Annotated in this window: 15 protein-coding genes, 1 tRNA gene and 1 riboswitch; of the genes, 6 read left to right on the top strand and 10 right to left on the bottom strand. The window is 61.5% G+C overall.

What is annotated here, in order from left to right; all coding sequences use genetic code 11:
- Positions 1-53: 53 nt before the first annotated feature.
- The 4 genes from SM765_RS12485 to SM765_RS12470 all read right to left on the bottom strand — a co-directional run bounded on the left by SM765_RS12485 (position 54) and on the right by SM765_RS12470 (position 4,057).
- A complete protein-coding gene (locus tag SM765_RS12485; RefSeq protein ID WP_274835207.1) occupies positions 54-1,148 on the bottom strand; it encodes an ABC transporter ATP-binding protein in 1,095 nt (364 codons plus the stop codon).
- Positions 1,145-2,161, bottom strand: coding sequence for an ABC transporter ATP-binding protein (locus SM765_RS12480; protein WP_274833134.1), 1,017 nt, complete (start codon positions 2,159-2,161; stop codon positions 1,145-1,147). Before SM765_RS12480 ends, SM765_RS12485 begins: the two co-directional genes overlap by 4 nt.
- Before the next feature lie 342 nt (positions 2,162-2,503).
- Entirely contained in the window at positions 2,504-3,700 is a 1,197-nt protein-coding gene (locus SM765_RS12475) for a class I SAM-dependent methyltransferase (protein WP_274835208.1), read from the bottom strand.
- Positions 3,701-3,981: 281 nt separating this feature from the next.
- Positions 3,982-4,057: transfer RNA gene (locus SM765_RS12470), tRNA-Lys, on the bottom strand.
- Between the two features lie 188 nt (positions 4,058-4,245).
- Between SM765_RS12470 and dapF the strand changes: the two genes are divergently transcribed.
- Both dapF and mtaB read left to right on the top strand, forming a co-directional pair.
- On the top strand, positions 4,246-5,088 hold the full coding sequence (gene dapF, locus SM765_RS12465) for a diaminopimelate epimerase (RefSeq protein WP_274838085.1): 843 nt from the start codon (positions 4,246-4,248) through the stop codon (positions 5,086-5,088).
- On the top strand, positions 5,085-6,347 hold the full coding sequence (gene mtaB, locus SM765_RS12460; RefSeq protein ID WP_274838086.1) for a tRNA (N(6)-L-threonylcarbamoyladenosine(37)-C(2))-methylthiotransferase MtaB: 1,263 nt from the start codon (positions 5,085-5,087) through the stop codon (positions 6,345-6,347). Before dapF ends, mtaB begins: the two co-directional genes overlap by 4 nt.
- A gap of 33 nt (positions 6,348-6,380) precedes the next feature.
- Here mtaB and SM765_RS12455 read toward each other — a convergent pair whose 3' ends face one another.
- The 5 genes from SM765_RS12455 to SM765_RS12435 form a co-directional block, all read right to left on the bottom strand.
- Positions 6,381-6,803: a GFA family protein gene (locus SM765_RS12455; RefSeq protein WP_274838087.1), complete on the bottom strand. Its 423-nt coding sequence runs from the start codon at positions 6,801-6,803 to the stop codon at positions 6,381-6,383.
- 98 nt (positions 6,804-6,901) lie between these two features.
- The gene (locus SM765_RS12450; RefSeq protein WP_065271915.1) at positions 6,902-7,693 is read right to left on the bottom strand and encodes a cytochrome c1; all 792 of its coding nucleotides are present in this window, start codon (positions 7,691-7,693) and stop codon (positions 6,902-6,904) included.
- A 19-nt stretch (positions 7,694-7,712) separates the two neighbouring features.
- A complete protein-coding gene (gene petB, locus SM765_RS12445) occupies positions 7,713-9,044 on the bottom strand; it encodes a cytochrome b (RefSeq protein ID WP_065271914.1) in 1,332 nt (443 codons plus the stop codon).
- An 11-nt stretch (positions 9,045-9,055) separates the two neighbouring features.
- Positions 9,056-9,616 carry a ubiquinol-cytochrome c reductase iron-sulfur subunit gene (gene petA, locus SM765_RS12440; protein ID WP_065271913.1) on the bottom strand — a complete coding sequence of 187 codons (561 nt, stop codon included), beginning with the start codon at positions 9,614-9,616 and terminating at the stop codon, positions 9,056-9,058.
- 214 nt (positions 9,617-9,830) lie between these two features.
- Positions 9,831-10,433 (bottom strand): glutathione S-transferase, encoded by a 603-nt coding sequence (locus SM765_RS12435; protein WP_065271912.1) that lies wholly within the window; start codon positions 10,431-10,433, stop codon positions 9,831-9,833.
- Positions 10,434-10,606: 173 nt separating this feature from the next.
- Here SM765_RS12435 and SM765_RS12430 point away from each other — a divergent pair, with 173 nt between their 5' ends.
- The 3 genes from SM765_RS12430 to SM765_RS12420 all read left to right on the top strand — a co-directional run bounded on the left by SM765_RS12430 (position 10,607) and on the right by SM765_RS12420 (position 12,437).
- Positions 10,607-11,026 (top strand): DUF7282 domain-containing protein, encoded by a 420-nt coding sequence (locus SM765_RS12430; RefSeq protein ID WP_274838088.1) that lies wholly within the window; start codon positions 10,607-10,609, stop codon positions 11,024-11,026.
- A gap of 146 nt (positions 11,027-11,172) precedes the next feature.
- Positions 11,173-11,727: a sigma-70 family RNA polymerase sigma factor gene (locus SM765_RS12425; RefSeq protein ID WP_368981540.1), complete on the top strand. Its 555-nt coding sequence runs from the start codon at positions 11,173-11,175 to the stop codon at positions 11,725-11,727.
- On the top strand, positions 11,712-12,437 hold the full coding sequence (locus SM765_RS12420; RefSeq protein ID WP_274833126.1) for an anti-sigma factor: 726 nt from the start codon (positions 11,712-11,714) through the stop codon (positions 12,435-12,437). Before SM765_RS12425 ends, SM765_RS12420 begins: the two co-directional genes overlap by 16 nt.
- 34 nt (positions 12,438-12,471) lie before the next feature.
- Here the strand turns inward: SM765_RS12420 and SM765_RS12415 are convergent, their stop codons facing one another.
- Complete coding sequence (locus tag SM765_RS12415; protein ID WP_274838090.1) at positions 12,472-13,080, bottom strand: FMN-binding negative transcriptional regulator; 609 nt, start codon at positions 13,078-13,080, stop codon at positions 12,472-12,474.
- 58 nt (positions 13,081-13,138) lie between these two features.
- Positions 13,139-13,397: riboswitch (FMN riboswitch) on the top strand.
- An 82-nt stretch (positions 13,398-13,479) separates the two neighbouring features.
- Here SM765_RS12415 and SM765_RS12410 point away from each other — a divergent pair.
- Positions 13,480-13,929: a 6,7-dimethyl-8-ribityllumazine synthase gene (locus tag SM765_RS12410; protein WP_065271908.1), complete on the top strand. Its 450-nt coding sequence runs from the start codon at positions 13,480-13,482 to the stop codon at positions 13,927-13,929.
- Positions 13,930-14,021 lie beyond the last annotated feature (92 nt).

Here is a 14,021-nt window from a genome sequence, read left to right as displayed (position 1 = left end):
TCTGTCGGGTCTTGCTTTTGGTTACGGTTGGTTCTGGGGGGGGTCTGTTGGGATTATTCCGGCGTCAGCGGGGTGACCTTGGCGCCTTCGATGGCGGCGCGGTACAGGGCAAACCGTTCTTCGGCAGCGGCGGAATGGGGGGCCTGCTGCGGCGCACCGGCCGGAGCGTCGATCTCCTGCCAGTGGTGGCAGGCCACCTGATGTGATGCGCCCTCAACAGTCGAAAGATCCGGCACCGTGGTTTTGCAATCCGGCCGCGCAAAGGGGCAGCGGGTGTGAAACCGGCAGCCGGGCGGCGGTGCAGCGGGGCTGGGCATCTCGCCAGTCAGGGTCGTGATGCGGTCCTCGCCCTCGGCGCGGGGCGCCGGGATCGAGGCCAGCAAAGCCTGGGTGTAGGGATGGCGCGGGGCGCTGAAGACCTCTTCGGCGGTGCCCATTTCCACGATACGGCCCAGATACATGACGGCGACACGGTCGCTCATGTGGCGGATCACGCCCAGATCATGGGCAATGACGACCAGCGTTACCCCCAGTTCGCGGCTGAGATCACCCAGAAGGTTGATCACCTGCGCCTGTACCGAGACATCCAGCGCCGAGACCGGCTCGTCTCCGATGACCAGTTTTGGTCCGGTGATCAGGGCGCGGGCAATACCGATCCGCTGCCGCTGCCCGCCGGAGAATTCATGCGGATAGCGACCCGCGTGTTCTGCGGGCAGGCCGACCTTCTGCATGATGTCGGCCACCTTGGCGCGGCGTTCGGCGGCGCTCAGCTCGGGGGCGTGGACCTCCAGCGGTTCTGCGATCAGCTTGCCCACGGTCATGCGCGGGTTGAGCGAGGAAAACGGATCCTGAAAGATGAACTGCATATCGCGGCGCAGCCGGGTCAGATCCGGTCCGGCGGCATGGCTGATATCCTTGCCGTCAAAGACGACCTCCCCCGACGTGGGCTCCAGCAGCCGCATCAGCAGCCGCGCGAGGGTGGATTTGCCGCAACCGGATTCGCCGACGATGGCAAAGGTCTCGCCGCGTTTCACCTCAAGCGAGATCCCGTCGACTGCCTGCACCACGGGGGATTTTTTCAGAAAACCGCCGCCGCCGAAATGTTTGGTCAGCGCGTCGGTGCGGAGAATCATGTCCTTGCTGCTCATGCCTGCACCGCCACATGGGTTTCCAGAGGGGCGAAATGGCAGGCGACGCTGTGATCGTCTGCAAGCGTTCGGAGATCGGGCCGCGTGCTGCAGGCGGCAGCGGCAAAGGCGCAGCGCGAGCGGAACCGGCAGCCTTCGGGCATGTTGCGGATCGCCGGAACCGAACCGGGTACCGTGGCCAGACGTTCGCCGGGGCGATCAAGGCGCGGCATCGCGCTCATCAGGCCGATGGTATAGGGATGCTGGGGATTGGCGAAAATTTCCTTGGTGGAGCCCTGTTCGACCACTTCCCCGCCGTACATGACGGCAACGCTATCGGCCACTTCGCCAACGACCCCCAGATCATGGGTGATCATGATGGTGCCCATGCCGGTGTCGCGGCGCAGATCGCAGATCAGATCAAGGATCTGCGCCTGAATGGTCACATCCAGCGCGGTGGTGGGTTCATCGGCGATCAGCAGCTGCGGATCATTGGCCAGCGCCATGGCGATCATCACCCGCTGACGCATACCACCGGACAATTGGTACGGATATTCGCCAAGCCGTTGACGTGGCGCGGGAATGCCGACCTTCTCCAGCATCTGATGGGCGCGTTCCATTGCCTCGGCCCGGGTACCACCCTGATGCTGCAGCACGGTTTCTGCGATCTGGTCACCAACCGTGAAGGACGGGTTGAGCGAGGTCATCGGTTCCTGAAAGATCATCGCGATCTGATTGCCACGTTGATCGGCGGGCAGGTTTTCCTGACGCAGATCGTAGGATTTCCCAAGGAAATCGAGATTTCCGGACAGAACTTCTGAGGATCCTTTGGGCAATAACCCCATGATCGACATTGCGGTTACGCTTTTGCCGCAACCCGATTCGCCGACGATACACAGGATTTCACCGGGGGAGACTTTCAGGCTCATACCGTTGACGGTGGCCTTCTCCTGGCCACGAAACCGCAGTGTAAAGTCTTCGAGGCGCAGAATATCCGCCGGTTCTGCATCTGTCTGAATCTGCCCTGTTGGCATATGCGGCCTCCCCGGCCTTTGGATTGGTCTGGATCATTTGTACCAATTCACTATTGGTTCAAATTGGGCAGCTGTCAACGCCCTCGATATCATCCAGGCGGACCACCGGGAAAATCTGACGAAAATTTAGGCAGGCGGGAAGGAAGGGGTGTGCCGAAGGTTCAGGCGCAGCGGGCGCGCTCAGCTTTGGCGGGTGGCGGAAAGGGTTGTTTTTCAGCGGGCAACGCACGGACGCCTCGTTGAAAAAGGGAGAGCTGAAAACGCCGGACGCAGCGGCAGGCCCGCGGCGTGATCGCGCTCACGCCGCGCCCGATGCTGGGAATGCGCCTTTGGGATCTGTCGCTAGTGATTGAGAACTGTGATTTCCACGTCGCCACAGCCCAGGTCGCTGATGTGCTGGCGAATCTCGGCCTCGTAATTGGGGTTCATGATAATGATGGTCCGCACCCCCTGATCGCGCGCCGCTTCGGGCGGGAGGATCGGAGTGGCGGTTATCGGCATGAAACAGCCTTGCTTTGCAGTGTTGAGATCAATGGCGAAGTCAATCGGCGCGTCCTCTGCGCTGTTGAAAAGCAGGGAAAAGGTCACGCCCTTGGAAGCCGCACCCCAAAGCGCGATGGGCCCCACCTTGCGCCGGGTCTCAAGATAGCCTTGCCACTGAGACCTGATTTGATTGGTCTCGGACACATACCGTTTGGCCGCGGCATCGTCGATTGTCGGCAGGGTGGGGTCGGATGCCTCCTGTGACGGCCTCATCCGGGCCGAGATCCACATGTACTGATCGTCATAGACGGGCGTGACCTCACAGGCCAACCCATGGCGGGCCAGAAGCGTTGCAACGGATCTTGGCGTGTAGATCGAGCAATGCTCGTAGAAGAAGTCCTGAAAGGCCAGGTTGCGCAGAATCCAATCGGCGTCCGGCGTTTCCAGAAAAAGGCTCCGCTCCGGCGTCATTGACGCCGCCAGCGCCTCGGCAAAGGCCTGAACATCGTTGATATGCTCGATCGTGTGGCGTGAGCAGATGACATTGGCCTCTGCGGGAATTTTATCGATCTGATCGGGGGTGAACATGACCCGGTGGACCACGGCGCCGTCAGGCAGGTTGTCATCGCCGGTGAACGAAGGGTCAAATCCGGTCAGCGAGGCAACACGGCCTTTTCCACGCGCGTGAAGCAGGGCCATGAAATCGCCCTCGCCACAGCCGATTTCAACATAGTGAATGGGCTGATCTTCGGGCACCGAGGCGAGAATTCGGTCGGCCATGGCATCAAGGTGGGCCAGGTAATAGGGTGATGCGGTGACGTCGTTGTTGTATCCTGCATCATAGGAAATATGGGACGGGTCAAAATCATCGTTCCAGACGAAACCACAGGCAGCGCAGCGCAGGATATGCAGCGCCCCGGTCGGAAATGTTCGCGCGGCATCCGGGGTTTCCAGGGCGACGTTCTGAAGCGAGGGGACCTGCGGGCGGCGCTCAAGCGTCAGATTCCCAAGTGCATTCTCGCAAACCGGGCAGGAGGAAATTGAAGCCTTCGTCATTCAGATTGACCCTTCTAGTCACTTTTTGTGCCCGAGTCCTGCCACAAGAGGATTAAGGAAAGCTTTGAGGTCCGCATGGCTTGTGCCTTGGGCGAAGGTTGGAGGGGGGGCGGTTGTGAAGAGGGAATCACGCCGAACTTCTGCGTCTGGATTGGGCAGTTGCGGCAAGCGTGTGCAGGCGTGGTTATCGTTCGGGGATGGTTTGCGTCCGGGAAAACCGGAGCATTCGCACCGATGTATCTATCGGTGTGTGATCAGTGATTTGAGTGTCTTGAAGAAAGTGGTGAGCCGTGCAGGATTCGAACCTGCGACCCACTGATTAAAAGTCAGTTGCTCTACCAACTGAGCTAACGGCCCACTATCTTTGTGCTGTCTAAGCGAAATACTCCCGAAGGATCAAGCGCTTAATTCGCGTCGGTGTCGCTTGGCTTGGTCATCCATGCTGTCCCGATAGGCGGCGTATCTAGGGGGAGTACGGCGGGGGGTCAACCCCTTTTTTCAAGATTATTGGCACAAGGCTGGATTCATCTTTGCACGAGGTCTATATGCCCGCCATGAGCATGACAGAAAACATCGGTTTCCCCTTTATGAAGATGCACGGGCTGGGCAACGACTTTGTCGTTGTCGACGCGCGTGCGCAGGACATCGCGATCACGCCCGCGCTGGCGCAGGGAATCGCGCACCGGCAGTTCGGTGTGGGGTTCGATCAACTCGCTGTGATCTCAAACGGTGCAGGCGATGCGCATCTGACCTTCTACAATGCGGATGGTTCGACCTCGGCGGCCTGTGGCAATGCCACCCGGTGCATTGCCCGCCATCTGATGCGTGAGACCGGCAAGGATGCGCTGCACCTGACCACCGACCGCGGTGATCTTTATGCGCGCGAAGCGGGCGAGGGCCTGACTTCGGTCAATATGGGCCAGCCGCAGCTGGACTGGCAGGAAATTCCGCTGGCCGAGGAGATGGACACGCTGGAGCTGCCGATCGAGGGCGGGCCGACGGCCACTGGTATGGGCAATCCGCATTGTACCTTCTTTGTCGAGGACGCCGATCTCATCCCGCTGGCGGAGTTCGGCCCGCGTTATGAGCATCATCCGCTCTACCCTGAACGTACCAACGTGCAGGTGGCCCATATTGTCGGCCCTGATCATATCCGTATGCGGGTGTGGGAGCGCGGTGTGGGCGTGACTCTGGCCTCTGGCTCCTCCTCCTGCGCCACAGCGGTTGCAGCGGCCCGCAGGGGCCTCACAGGGCGCCGGGTGCGCATTGACCTGGATGGGGGCACCCTGTGGATCGACTGGCGCGAGGATGGTGTCTGGATGACCGGTCCGACCATGCATGTCTTCAGCGGCACCTTCACCGCCGAATTCCTGGATTCGCTGCGATGACAGCGCCCAAGTTCACCACGCTGGGCTGCCGCCTCAACGCCTATGAAACCGAGGCGATGAAGGAATTGTCCCGCGCGGCGGGGCTGGAGGATGCCGTGGTGGTGAACACCTGCGCGGTGACGGCCGAGGCGGTGCGCAAGGCGCGCCAGGAAATCCGTCGCCTGCGCCGGGAAAACCCGGAGGCGCCGATCATCGTCACTGGCTGCGCTGCCCAGACCGAGCCCGAGACCTTTGCCGCGATGGAAGAGGTTACCCGCGTCATCGGCAATACCGAAAAGATGCAGCCGGACACCTGGGCTGAGATCGCAAAGGGGCCTGATTTCATTGGCGAGACCGAGAAGGTTCAGGTCGATGACATCATGTCGGTTACCGAAACCGCAGGCCACCTGATCGATGGATTCGGCACCCGCTCCCGCGCCTATGTGCAGGTTCAGAACGGCTGCGATCACCGCTGCACCTTCTGCATCATCCCCTATGGCCGCGGAAATTCGCGCTCGGTCCCTGCTGGTGTGGTGGTGGACCAGATCAAGCGGCTGGTGGACAAGGGTTATAACGAGGTGGTGCTGACCGGGGTGGATCTGACCTCTTGGGGTGCGGACTTGCCTGCTGAGCCGAAACTGGGCGATCTGGTGATGCGGATCCTGAAGCTGGTGCCGGATCTGCCGCGTTTGCGCATTTCATCCATCGATTCGATCGAGGTGGACGAGAATCTGATGCAGGCTATCGCCACCGAGCCGCGTCTGATGCCGCATCTGCACCTGAGCCTGCAGCATGGCGACGACATGATTCTCAAACGTATGGCCCGGCGCCATCTGCGCGACGATGCCATCCGATTTGCCGAGGAGGCGCGTAAACTGCGCCCCGATATGACCTTTGGTGCCGATATCATTGCCGGTTTTCCGACCGAGAGTGAGGCGCATTTCGAAAACTCGCTGAAGCTGGTGACGGATTGCGATCTGACCTGGCTGCATGTCTTTCCCTATTCGAAACGGGAAGGCACGCCTGCGGCGAAAATCCCCAAACAGGTGGATGGCAAGGTGATCAAGGACCGCGCTGCCCGTCTGCGCGCCGCAGGCGATGCGCAGGTTCAGAAACACCTTGCTGCGCAGGTAGGGCGCACGCATCGGATCCTGATGGAAAACCCCCATATGGGCCGCACAGAGCAGTTCACTGAGGTGACCTTCGAAGCGGCGCAGGATGAGGGGCAGATCGTGACTGCGGTGATCACAGGCGCCTCCAAGGGCCAGCTGACTGCCTGAATAATCGGCCCTCCCTGCGCTTCTGCGCGGGGATCAGCCTTCGGGCGTCCAGTCGGGTTGGCCTGCAAAGGAGAGCACGTCAGGGCCGAGTTGGTCCCAATGCTGCCGGTCGCGTGCAAATACGACGACTTCGACCTCCAGACCCTCCGCATCGTCCATCGTGCCAAGCGACAGGGTCAGGTGATCGGGGGTGCGGGTGTTCTGTCCGTAGATCGGGCATCCACAGCTACCGCAGAAGGCCTTGGTAACCTCTGAGGCCTTTCCGGACTGGTATCTGAAGGTGCTGACTTCACCGCTGATGGTGACGGCCTCTATCGGGAACATGGCGCCGACTGTGTGACCTGTCCCGCTGATCCTTCGGCATTCCTCGCAATGGCATTGCGCGACAACGCGCGGCTGCCCTGTTGCTACATAGGTGACGGCGCCGCAAAGGCATTTTCCGGTGTATCTGGTCATGGACAGACCCTAGAGGGCATGGCTGGTGCCGCAACCACAAAGAAAAACCCCCGCCATTGGCGGGGGTTTTCTGTTTCTGCATCAGGGGAAGACCTGGCTTAGGAGGTCTTCTTGCCCTTGTGGGGCGCCCAGAGGCGTTTGTTGGTCAGGTACAGCAGTACCGACAGAACGGTCAGAATCAGTACGCCGACGAAACCGGCGGTCTGACGGGCCATCATTTTGGGCTCTGCGGTCCACATCAGGAAGGCCGCGACGTCTTGCGCCATGTGGTGCACGTCGTTGGCGTGACCGTCAGCAAATTCCACCTGCTCATCCGACAGCGGCGGCGCCATCGAGATCCAGCCGCCGGGGAAGGCGGTGTTGCCGTAGAAGGTGGTGCCTGCTTCTTCCTTGGTCTCACCGGTGTAACCGTCCAGCAGCGAGGCGATGTATTCGGCACCGCCCATGCCTTTGAACAGCTGGTTCAGACCCGATCCGTAGGGACCGTGGAAACCGGCGCGCGCCTTGGCCATCAGGCTGAGGTCGGGGGCGCCGAGCGAGGTGTTCGCCGGGAAGTGGTCAACCGGTTTTGCGGGGCGGAAATCGTCCAGCTCGGCATCGAACACTTCGAAGTTTTCAGCGGCATAGGCGCGGACCTGATCCTCGGGCAGGCCGGGGCCGCCTTCGTCGGACAGGGTGCGCAGCGGCACAAACTTCAGACCGTGACAGGCCGAGCAGACCTCGGTGTAGATCTGCAGACCGCGTTGCAGCTGGTTCTGGTCATAGGTGCCAAAGGGGCCCTCGAAAGAGAACTGGAAGTCCTCCACGTGGCCGCTTCCGCCTGCCGCAAAACCTGCGGCAGGAATGAGCGCCAGAGCGAAGGCGGCACCGGTTGCGAGTTTCTTCAACATGGGTAGCTGTCCTTCTAGATTACTCGGCAGGAGTGGCTTCGCCGGATTTCTTGCCATAGTGGGCGTCGAAATCCTCTTCGATGGTGGCCGGCATTGCGGTCGGCTTCTCGATGACACCCAGCAGCGGCAGGATCACCAGGAAGTAGCCGAACCAGTAAGCCGATGCGATCAGCGAGAACGATGCATAGGGCTCTTCTGCGGGCATCGCACCCAGCCACATCAGGGCAAAGAAGTCGATGATCAGCAGGTAGAACCACCACTTGAACATCGGACGGTAGCGACCCGAACGCACGCGGCTGGTGTCCAGCCAGGGCGCCAGAGCCATCACCGCGATGGCACCGAACATGGCCAGCACGCCGAAGAACTTCGCATCGACGATACCGCCGGTGATGAAGGAGGCGATCTGAACCACCCAGACTTCGGAGGTGAAGGCACGCAGGATCGCGTAGAACGGCAGGAAGTACCATTCGGGAACGATGTGTGCAGGCGTCGCCAGCGGGTTGGCTTCGATGTAGTTATCGGGGTGACCCAGGTAGTTCGGCATGAAGCCGACGACGGCCCAGAAGATCACCAGAACGATGGCCAGACCCAGGAAATCCTTGATCACGAAGTAGGGCCAGAACGGCAGGGTGTCTTTTTCGGCTTCTTCCTTGGATCCTTTACGGACATCAACACCGGTCGGGTTGTTGTTGCCGGTGGTGTGGAAAGCCCAGATGTGGACGATCACGAGGCCAGCAATCACGAAGGGCAGCAGGTAGTGCAGCGAGAAGAAGCGGTTCAGCGTCGCGTTGCCAACAGCGGGTCCGCCCAGCAGCCAGGTCTGGATCGGCTCACCGATGAAGGGAATGGCGCCGAACAGGCCGGTGATCACGGTCGCGCCCCAGAAGGACATCTGACCCCAAGGCAGAACGTAGCCCATGAAACCGGTGCCCATCATCATCAGGAAGATCAGCATGCCGATGATCCAGGTGATTTCGCGGGGCGCCTTGTAGGAGCCGTAGAACAGGCCACGGAAGATGTGGATGTAGACCGCGATGAAGAACAGCGAGGCGCCGTTTGCGTGCAGGTAGCGCAGCATAAAGCCGCCGTTCACGTCACGCATGATGTGCTCAACGCTGGCAAAGGCCAGATCAGCATGCGGAGTGTAATGCATCACCAGCACGATGCCGGTGGCGATTTGCAGCGCCAGGCAGAAGGCCAGAACGATGCCCCAGATCCACCACCAGTTCAGGTTCTTGGGGGTGGGGATCATGATTGTGTCGTAGATCAGACCGACGATGGGCAGGCGGCTGTGCAGCCACTTCTCTGCGCCAGTCTTCGGTTCGTAATGGTCGTGCGGAATACCGGACATGTGGCGTCTCCTTATCCCAGCTTGATGGTTGTGTCGTCGTGGAACTCGGCGACCGGTACGTGCAGGTTCTGCGGGGCGGGGCCTTTGCGGATCCGGCCTGCGGTGTCGTAGTGCGAACCGTGGCAGGGGCAGAACCAGCCGTTGAAGTCACCAGCGCCATCGCCCAGCGGCACACAGCCGAGGTGGGTGCAGACACCCATCATGACCAGCCATTCGCCGGCTTCGTCCATGGTGCGGTTCTCGTCCGATGCGTCGGTGCCCGGCTTGTTCGGGTTTTCCGAGGCCGGATCGATCAGCGCGGACAGTTCAACCGCCCGGGCTTCGTCGATTTCGGCCTGGGTCCGGCGGCGGATGAACACCGGCTTACCAAGGAACATTACGGAAATCTGTGTTCCCACTTCCACGCCGCTGATGTCCACCATGATCGAGGACAGCGCCTTGACGTCAGCAGAGGGGTTCATCTGATTGACCAGGGGCCAGACTGCGGCACCTGCGGTGACTGCCCCGGCGCCGGCAGTGGCGTAGTAGAGGAAATCTCTCCGGGTTCCTTCGTTGTCTTCTGCGTGGGACACGAGGTTTTCTCCAATTCCAGCGCCCGTTTAGGGCAAACATGCGCATACACTGCAAGAAACCCGCAGTGCCTTATCGCGCGTATCTAGCGGGGAGAAGCCCTTTCGTCCAGCCGTGATATACGCGCCGTTGTGTCGCGTGGGCAGTTTCTTTTTACAGACTGTCACAAAAGCCACTGTTGTTTTGACAGGCCCATCCCCGGTCGCAGGCTGCGGTTCAGGCGGCTGGCGGCTGGGTGGCCTGCATCGAGGGACGCGATTCGAATTCCGCGAACCAGTCCGCCAGCGCCTCGTTGCCGTGGCGCCAGTTCGAGGTCGGGTGGCGGAAATCGAGATAGGCGAGGGCGCAGGCGACGGCGATCTGCCCCATGTCCAGCGGTCCTTTCAGATGCGCCATCCAGCGACTGTTGAGCGCCGAGCAGGCCCCCAGCACCTTGCCTAGCTGAGCTTCGATCCAGTCTTCCCAGACCATGCCTTCGGGACGCAGACGCCGTTCATAAGTCATCAGGACCGCTGCATCCATCATGCCATCCGCGGTCGCCTCCAGCACCTTGGTGTCCCAGGAACGCGCATAAAGATTGCTGCCCGCGCGATGGTCCAGATAGGCGCAGATCACCCGGCTGTCATAAAGGGTTGGCCCGCTGGCCCGGGTCAGCGCCGGGATCTTGGCCAGCGGGTTGCTGGCCTTCAGATCGTCGCTGGGGGCGATGGCCGTGGTGTGCACATCGACAATGTCCACATCCTCCAGTTGCTCGGTTTCATGCAGCAGCACCATGACTTTGCGCACAAAGGGCGAGGCGGGCGAGTGAAAGAGTTTCATGATGGACCTCCCAAGGTTTGCCGCCACCCTAGATCGCCAGCGGGACAATACAATGTGAAAAAAATCTGGGGCGCGCTGAAACTTTTTCGCGGCGGCTGCGTGAGTTCGGGGTGAACCGACATTGGTTCGCCAATTCGAACGCTTGAAACACATCTCTTGGAAGGAGTTTCACAATGAAATCCGCTATTCTGTCTGCCGCTCTGGTAACCACTGCCGCCCTGTCCGCCCCGGTGTTCGCCGGTGGCCATATGAAGCCCATGGTCATGGCTGAGGATCAGTCGGTTGCAAACGGCATGGTCAGCGCCAGCCAGGTTGTGGCGCCCGCAAACGGCTGGCTGGTGGTGCACCGCACCAATGCCGACATGAAGCCGGGCCCGGTTGTGGGGCACGCGCCGCTGCGCAAAGGTGAAACCGCCGATGTCGCCGCCATCCTGACCGAAGAGGTCGCGGCAGGGGACATGCTGATGCTGATGGTCCACGGCGAGGACGGCGGCATGAAGACCGGCATGTTCGAATACACGCTTGGCGCCAAGGAAGACGGCCCGGTCAAGATGGACGGCAACCTGGTGATGACCGTCATCACCGCCAAGTAAAACAGACATTGGCTGACCGCTGGCCAGATGCCTCCTTCTTGGTTGCAAGACTAAGAGCGGAGGCAGGGCACCCGGCGTTCTGCGCCGGGTGTTTTGACTTTCTGTGCGACCTGTCTACCTAGATGGGAAATCAGGGCCGGGCAGATATGACAACACCAGCAGAGATCGAGACGATGATCGCACGAATCGCCCTGCGCGACCGGCGTGCTTTCGCAGCGCTCTATGATGCGACCAGTGCCAAACTGTTCGGCGTCTGCCTGCGGGTGCTGAAAAACCGCGGCGAGGCCGAAGATACCCTGCAAGAGGTGTTTTTGCGGATCTGGGCCAAGGCGGATAGCTATGCGGTGACCGGGCACAGTCCGATGACCTGGCTGATCACCATCGCCCGGAACCTGTCGATTGACCAGCTGCGGGCCCGTCAGGCGCGGATGTCCGGTCAGGGCTACGGCGGTGATCTGCTGGAGCAGGTGCCGGACAGTAACCCCGGCCCCGAAGCCACTACCATTGCCCGGTCCGAGCAGGCCCGCATGAACGCCTGCATGGAGGAATTGCCGCAGGACCGTGCAGAGGCCGTGCGCGGCGCCTATCTGGAAGGAGACAATTACCAGACCCTGGCAGAACGCCATGGCGTTCCGCTGAATACGATGCGTACCTGGCTGCGTCGCAGCCTCCAGAAACTGAAAGAATGTCTGACCCGATGAGCGGCACCGATACCCCTCAGGCAGAGCCTCCCTTCGACGACGAGTTCCTCGCCGCCGAATACGTGCTGCATCTTCTGGATGCCGAGGCACGGCGCAGCTTTGAGGCGCGCCTGGCGGCGGAGCCTGCCCTGCGGGAAGAGGTGCATCGCTGGGAGGCGCATTTTGCCAGCCTTGCCGAAGAGGTGCCCGAGACCGCGCCACCCGCCCGGGTGAAGGCGGCGCTGATGGCGCAGATCGACGCCGCGCCGGAAGGTCCAGAAGGCGTGCGGCGCATCTTATCGGCCTGGCGCATGGGGCTTGGCGCGCTGGCGGCGGCGCTGGTTATGGTGGCGGCGCTGGTGCTGGTGCCGATTCTGTCGCGCCCGGATTTCTCGCCGGCCTATCATGTTGATCTGGCCTCGGCCGATGGCGACCTCTTCGTGGCCGCCGGGCTCGATGCGGAGCAGAACCTTCTGCTGATCCGGCGTGATCAGGGCGCGCCGCGTCCCGGCCGGGCGCTGGAACTGTGGCTGATCGCCGACGGGGCCGAGGCGCCGGTCTCCCTTGGGGTGCTGCCGGAAGAGAATGAGATTTTCGTGACCCTGCCTGCGGAGCTGGCGCAGCAGTTTGCCGGGGCGACGCTGGCGATCTCGGACGAACCGGAAGGCGGCTCGCCCACCGGTGCCCCCACCGGCGAGGTTCTGGCTGCGGCCGCCGTCGAGACCCTGTGATTGCTGCCCCGACCCGCGCGGGGCAGTCCGGGGATCAGGGGCGCATCATCCGGGCCAGATCATCCAGCTCGGCGCCAAAACCGGTGGTGATCTGATCCGCGACCGCCGTGCGGGCGGGCTCAGGCTTGTTCTGACTCAGCTTCCAGGTGCCCTCCACCGTTTCGATGCTGAGCCGCACCGGCACGATCATCCGCATCATCCGTTCCAGCGCCTCCGGCTCCATTTTGTCGCTGTGCCAGGGTGGTTTTGGCAGCAACCGCGCCTCGTAATACGCCGATTGCCGGTCCAGAAGATCCAGCAGTTCATCTTGCGGGCGCTGCTCCAGCCTGCCGGTCAGATGCACAGCCACGTAATTCCACGTCGGCACCTGATCGGCCAGCCCGTACCAATCGGGCGAGACATAGCCATCCGGCCCGCTGACGGCCAGCCGCGCAGGCTGCGGGGTTTTCAGCATCCGGGTGATCGGGTTCGACCGCACCAGATGCAGATCGGCAGAGGTGCCGTCTTCGCTCAGCAAAAATGGAACATGGCTGATCAGCGGCGCCTCCGCCGTGGAAACCGCCAGCACGCCAAAGGCGCGCGTCCGGGCAAAATCGAGATTCTGCGCGCGGTCTGCATCATGATAAATGGGATTGGGGTGCATATTGATCTCCTGACGTCGCGAACAGACTTGAAACACCGGCCCGCTGTTGGCAAGTTCCGCCTGTTCTCAGGGCGGGGCGAAATTCCCCACCGGCGGTATGCGGGGCGTGTCCCCGTCAGCCCGCGAGCGGCTTTTCGGGGCGTGAACCCACAGCCAATGAGACGAACATCGGTTCCGGTGGCTTGGACAAGCGCGTCCACAGCCAGAAAAGTGGGAACCGGTTTTCGGATTAAGCTGTGGAGCAGTCAGGAAAGTGACAAGCAGATCTGGTGAGAGGCCAGAGCCGACGGTTATAGTCCGGATGGAAGAGAACGTGCGACAGGGACTGCCTTTTTCGGGGCGGGGCTCCTGCCGTTCGTTATCGCCTTGGGTGACGTGTCGAACCTATAGGAGATAACCATGACACACACCCGATATGCATTCATCAAGGCCAATTGGCACGCCGATATCGTCGATCGCGCGCTCGAAGGATTTCAGGAATTGATCCCGGCCGAGCAGATCGATGTTTTTGACGTGCCTGGCGCATTCGAGATGCCGCTGATGGCGCAGGAGCTGGCCAAGACCGGCCAATACGCCGCCGTGGCTTGCGCCGCGCTGGTGGTGGATGGCGGCATCTACCGGCATGATTTCGTTGCGCAGGCGGTCGTGGACGGGCTGATGCGTGCAGGAATGGACACCGGCGTGCCGGTGCTGTCCGTCTCGCTGACCCCGCATCATTTCCAGGAAACCGATCACCACATGGCGATCTACCGCGACCATTTCGTTCAGAAGGGCCGCGAGGCGGCGCAGGCTGCGCTGATGATCACCAAGACGCGGGAACAGGCAAAGGGATTGGCGCAGGCTGCGTAAACCTTCGTATTTGTGACCAACAGCCTGCCGCTTCAGCGGCAGGCACGCGTCCGCCCGCCCCCACGGCGGGCGCGTTCCGCTTCCACCTCGGT

The organism is Pseudophaeobacter sp. 1A09344, assembly GCF_041008745.1.
Lineage (GTDB): Bacteria > Pseudomonadota > Alphaproteobacteria > Rhodobacterales > Rhodobacteraceae > Phycobacter > Phycobacter gallaeciensis_A.
This window is presented reverse-complemented; position numbering and strand designations above follow the sequence as displayed.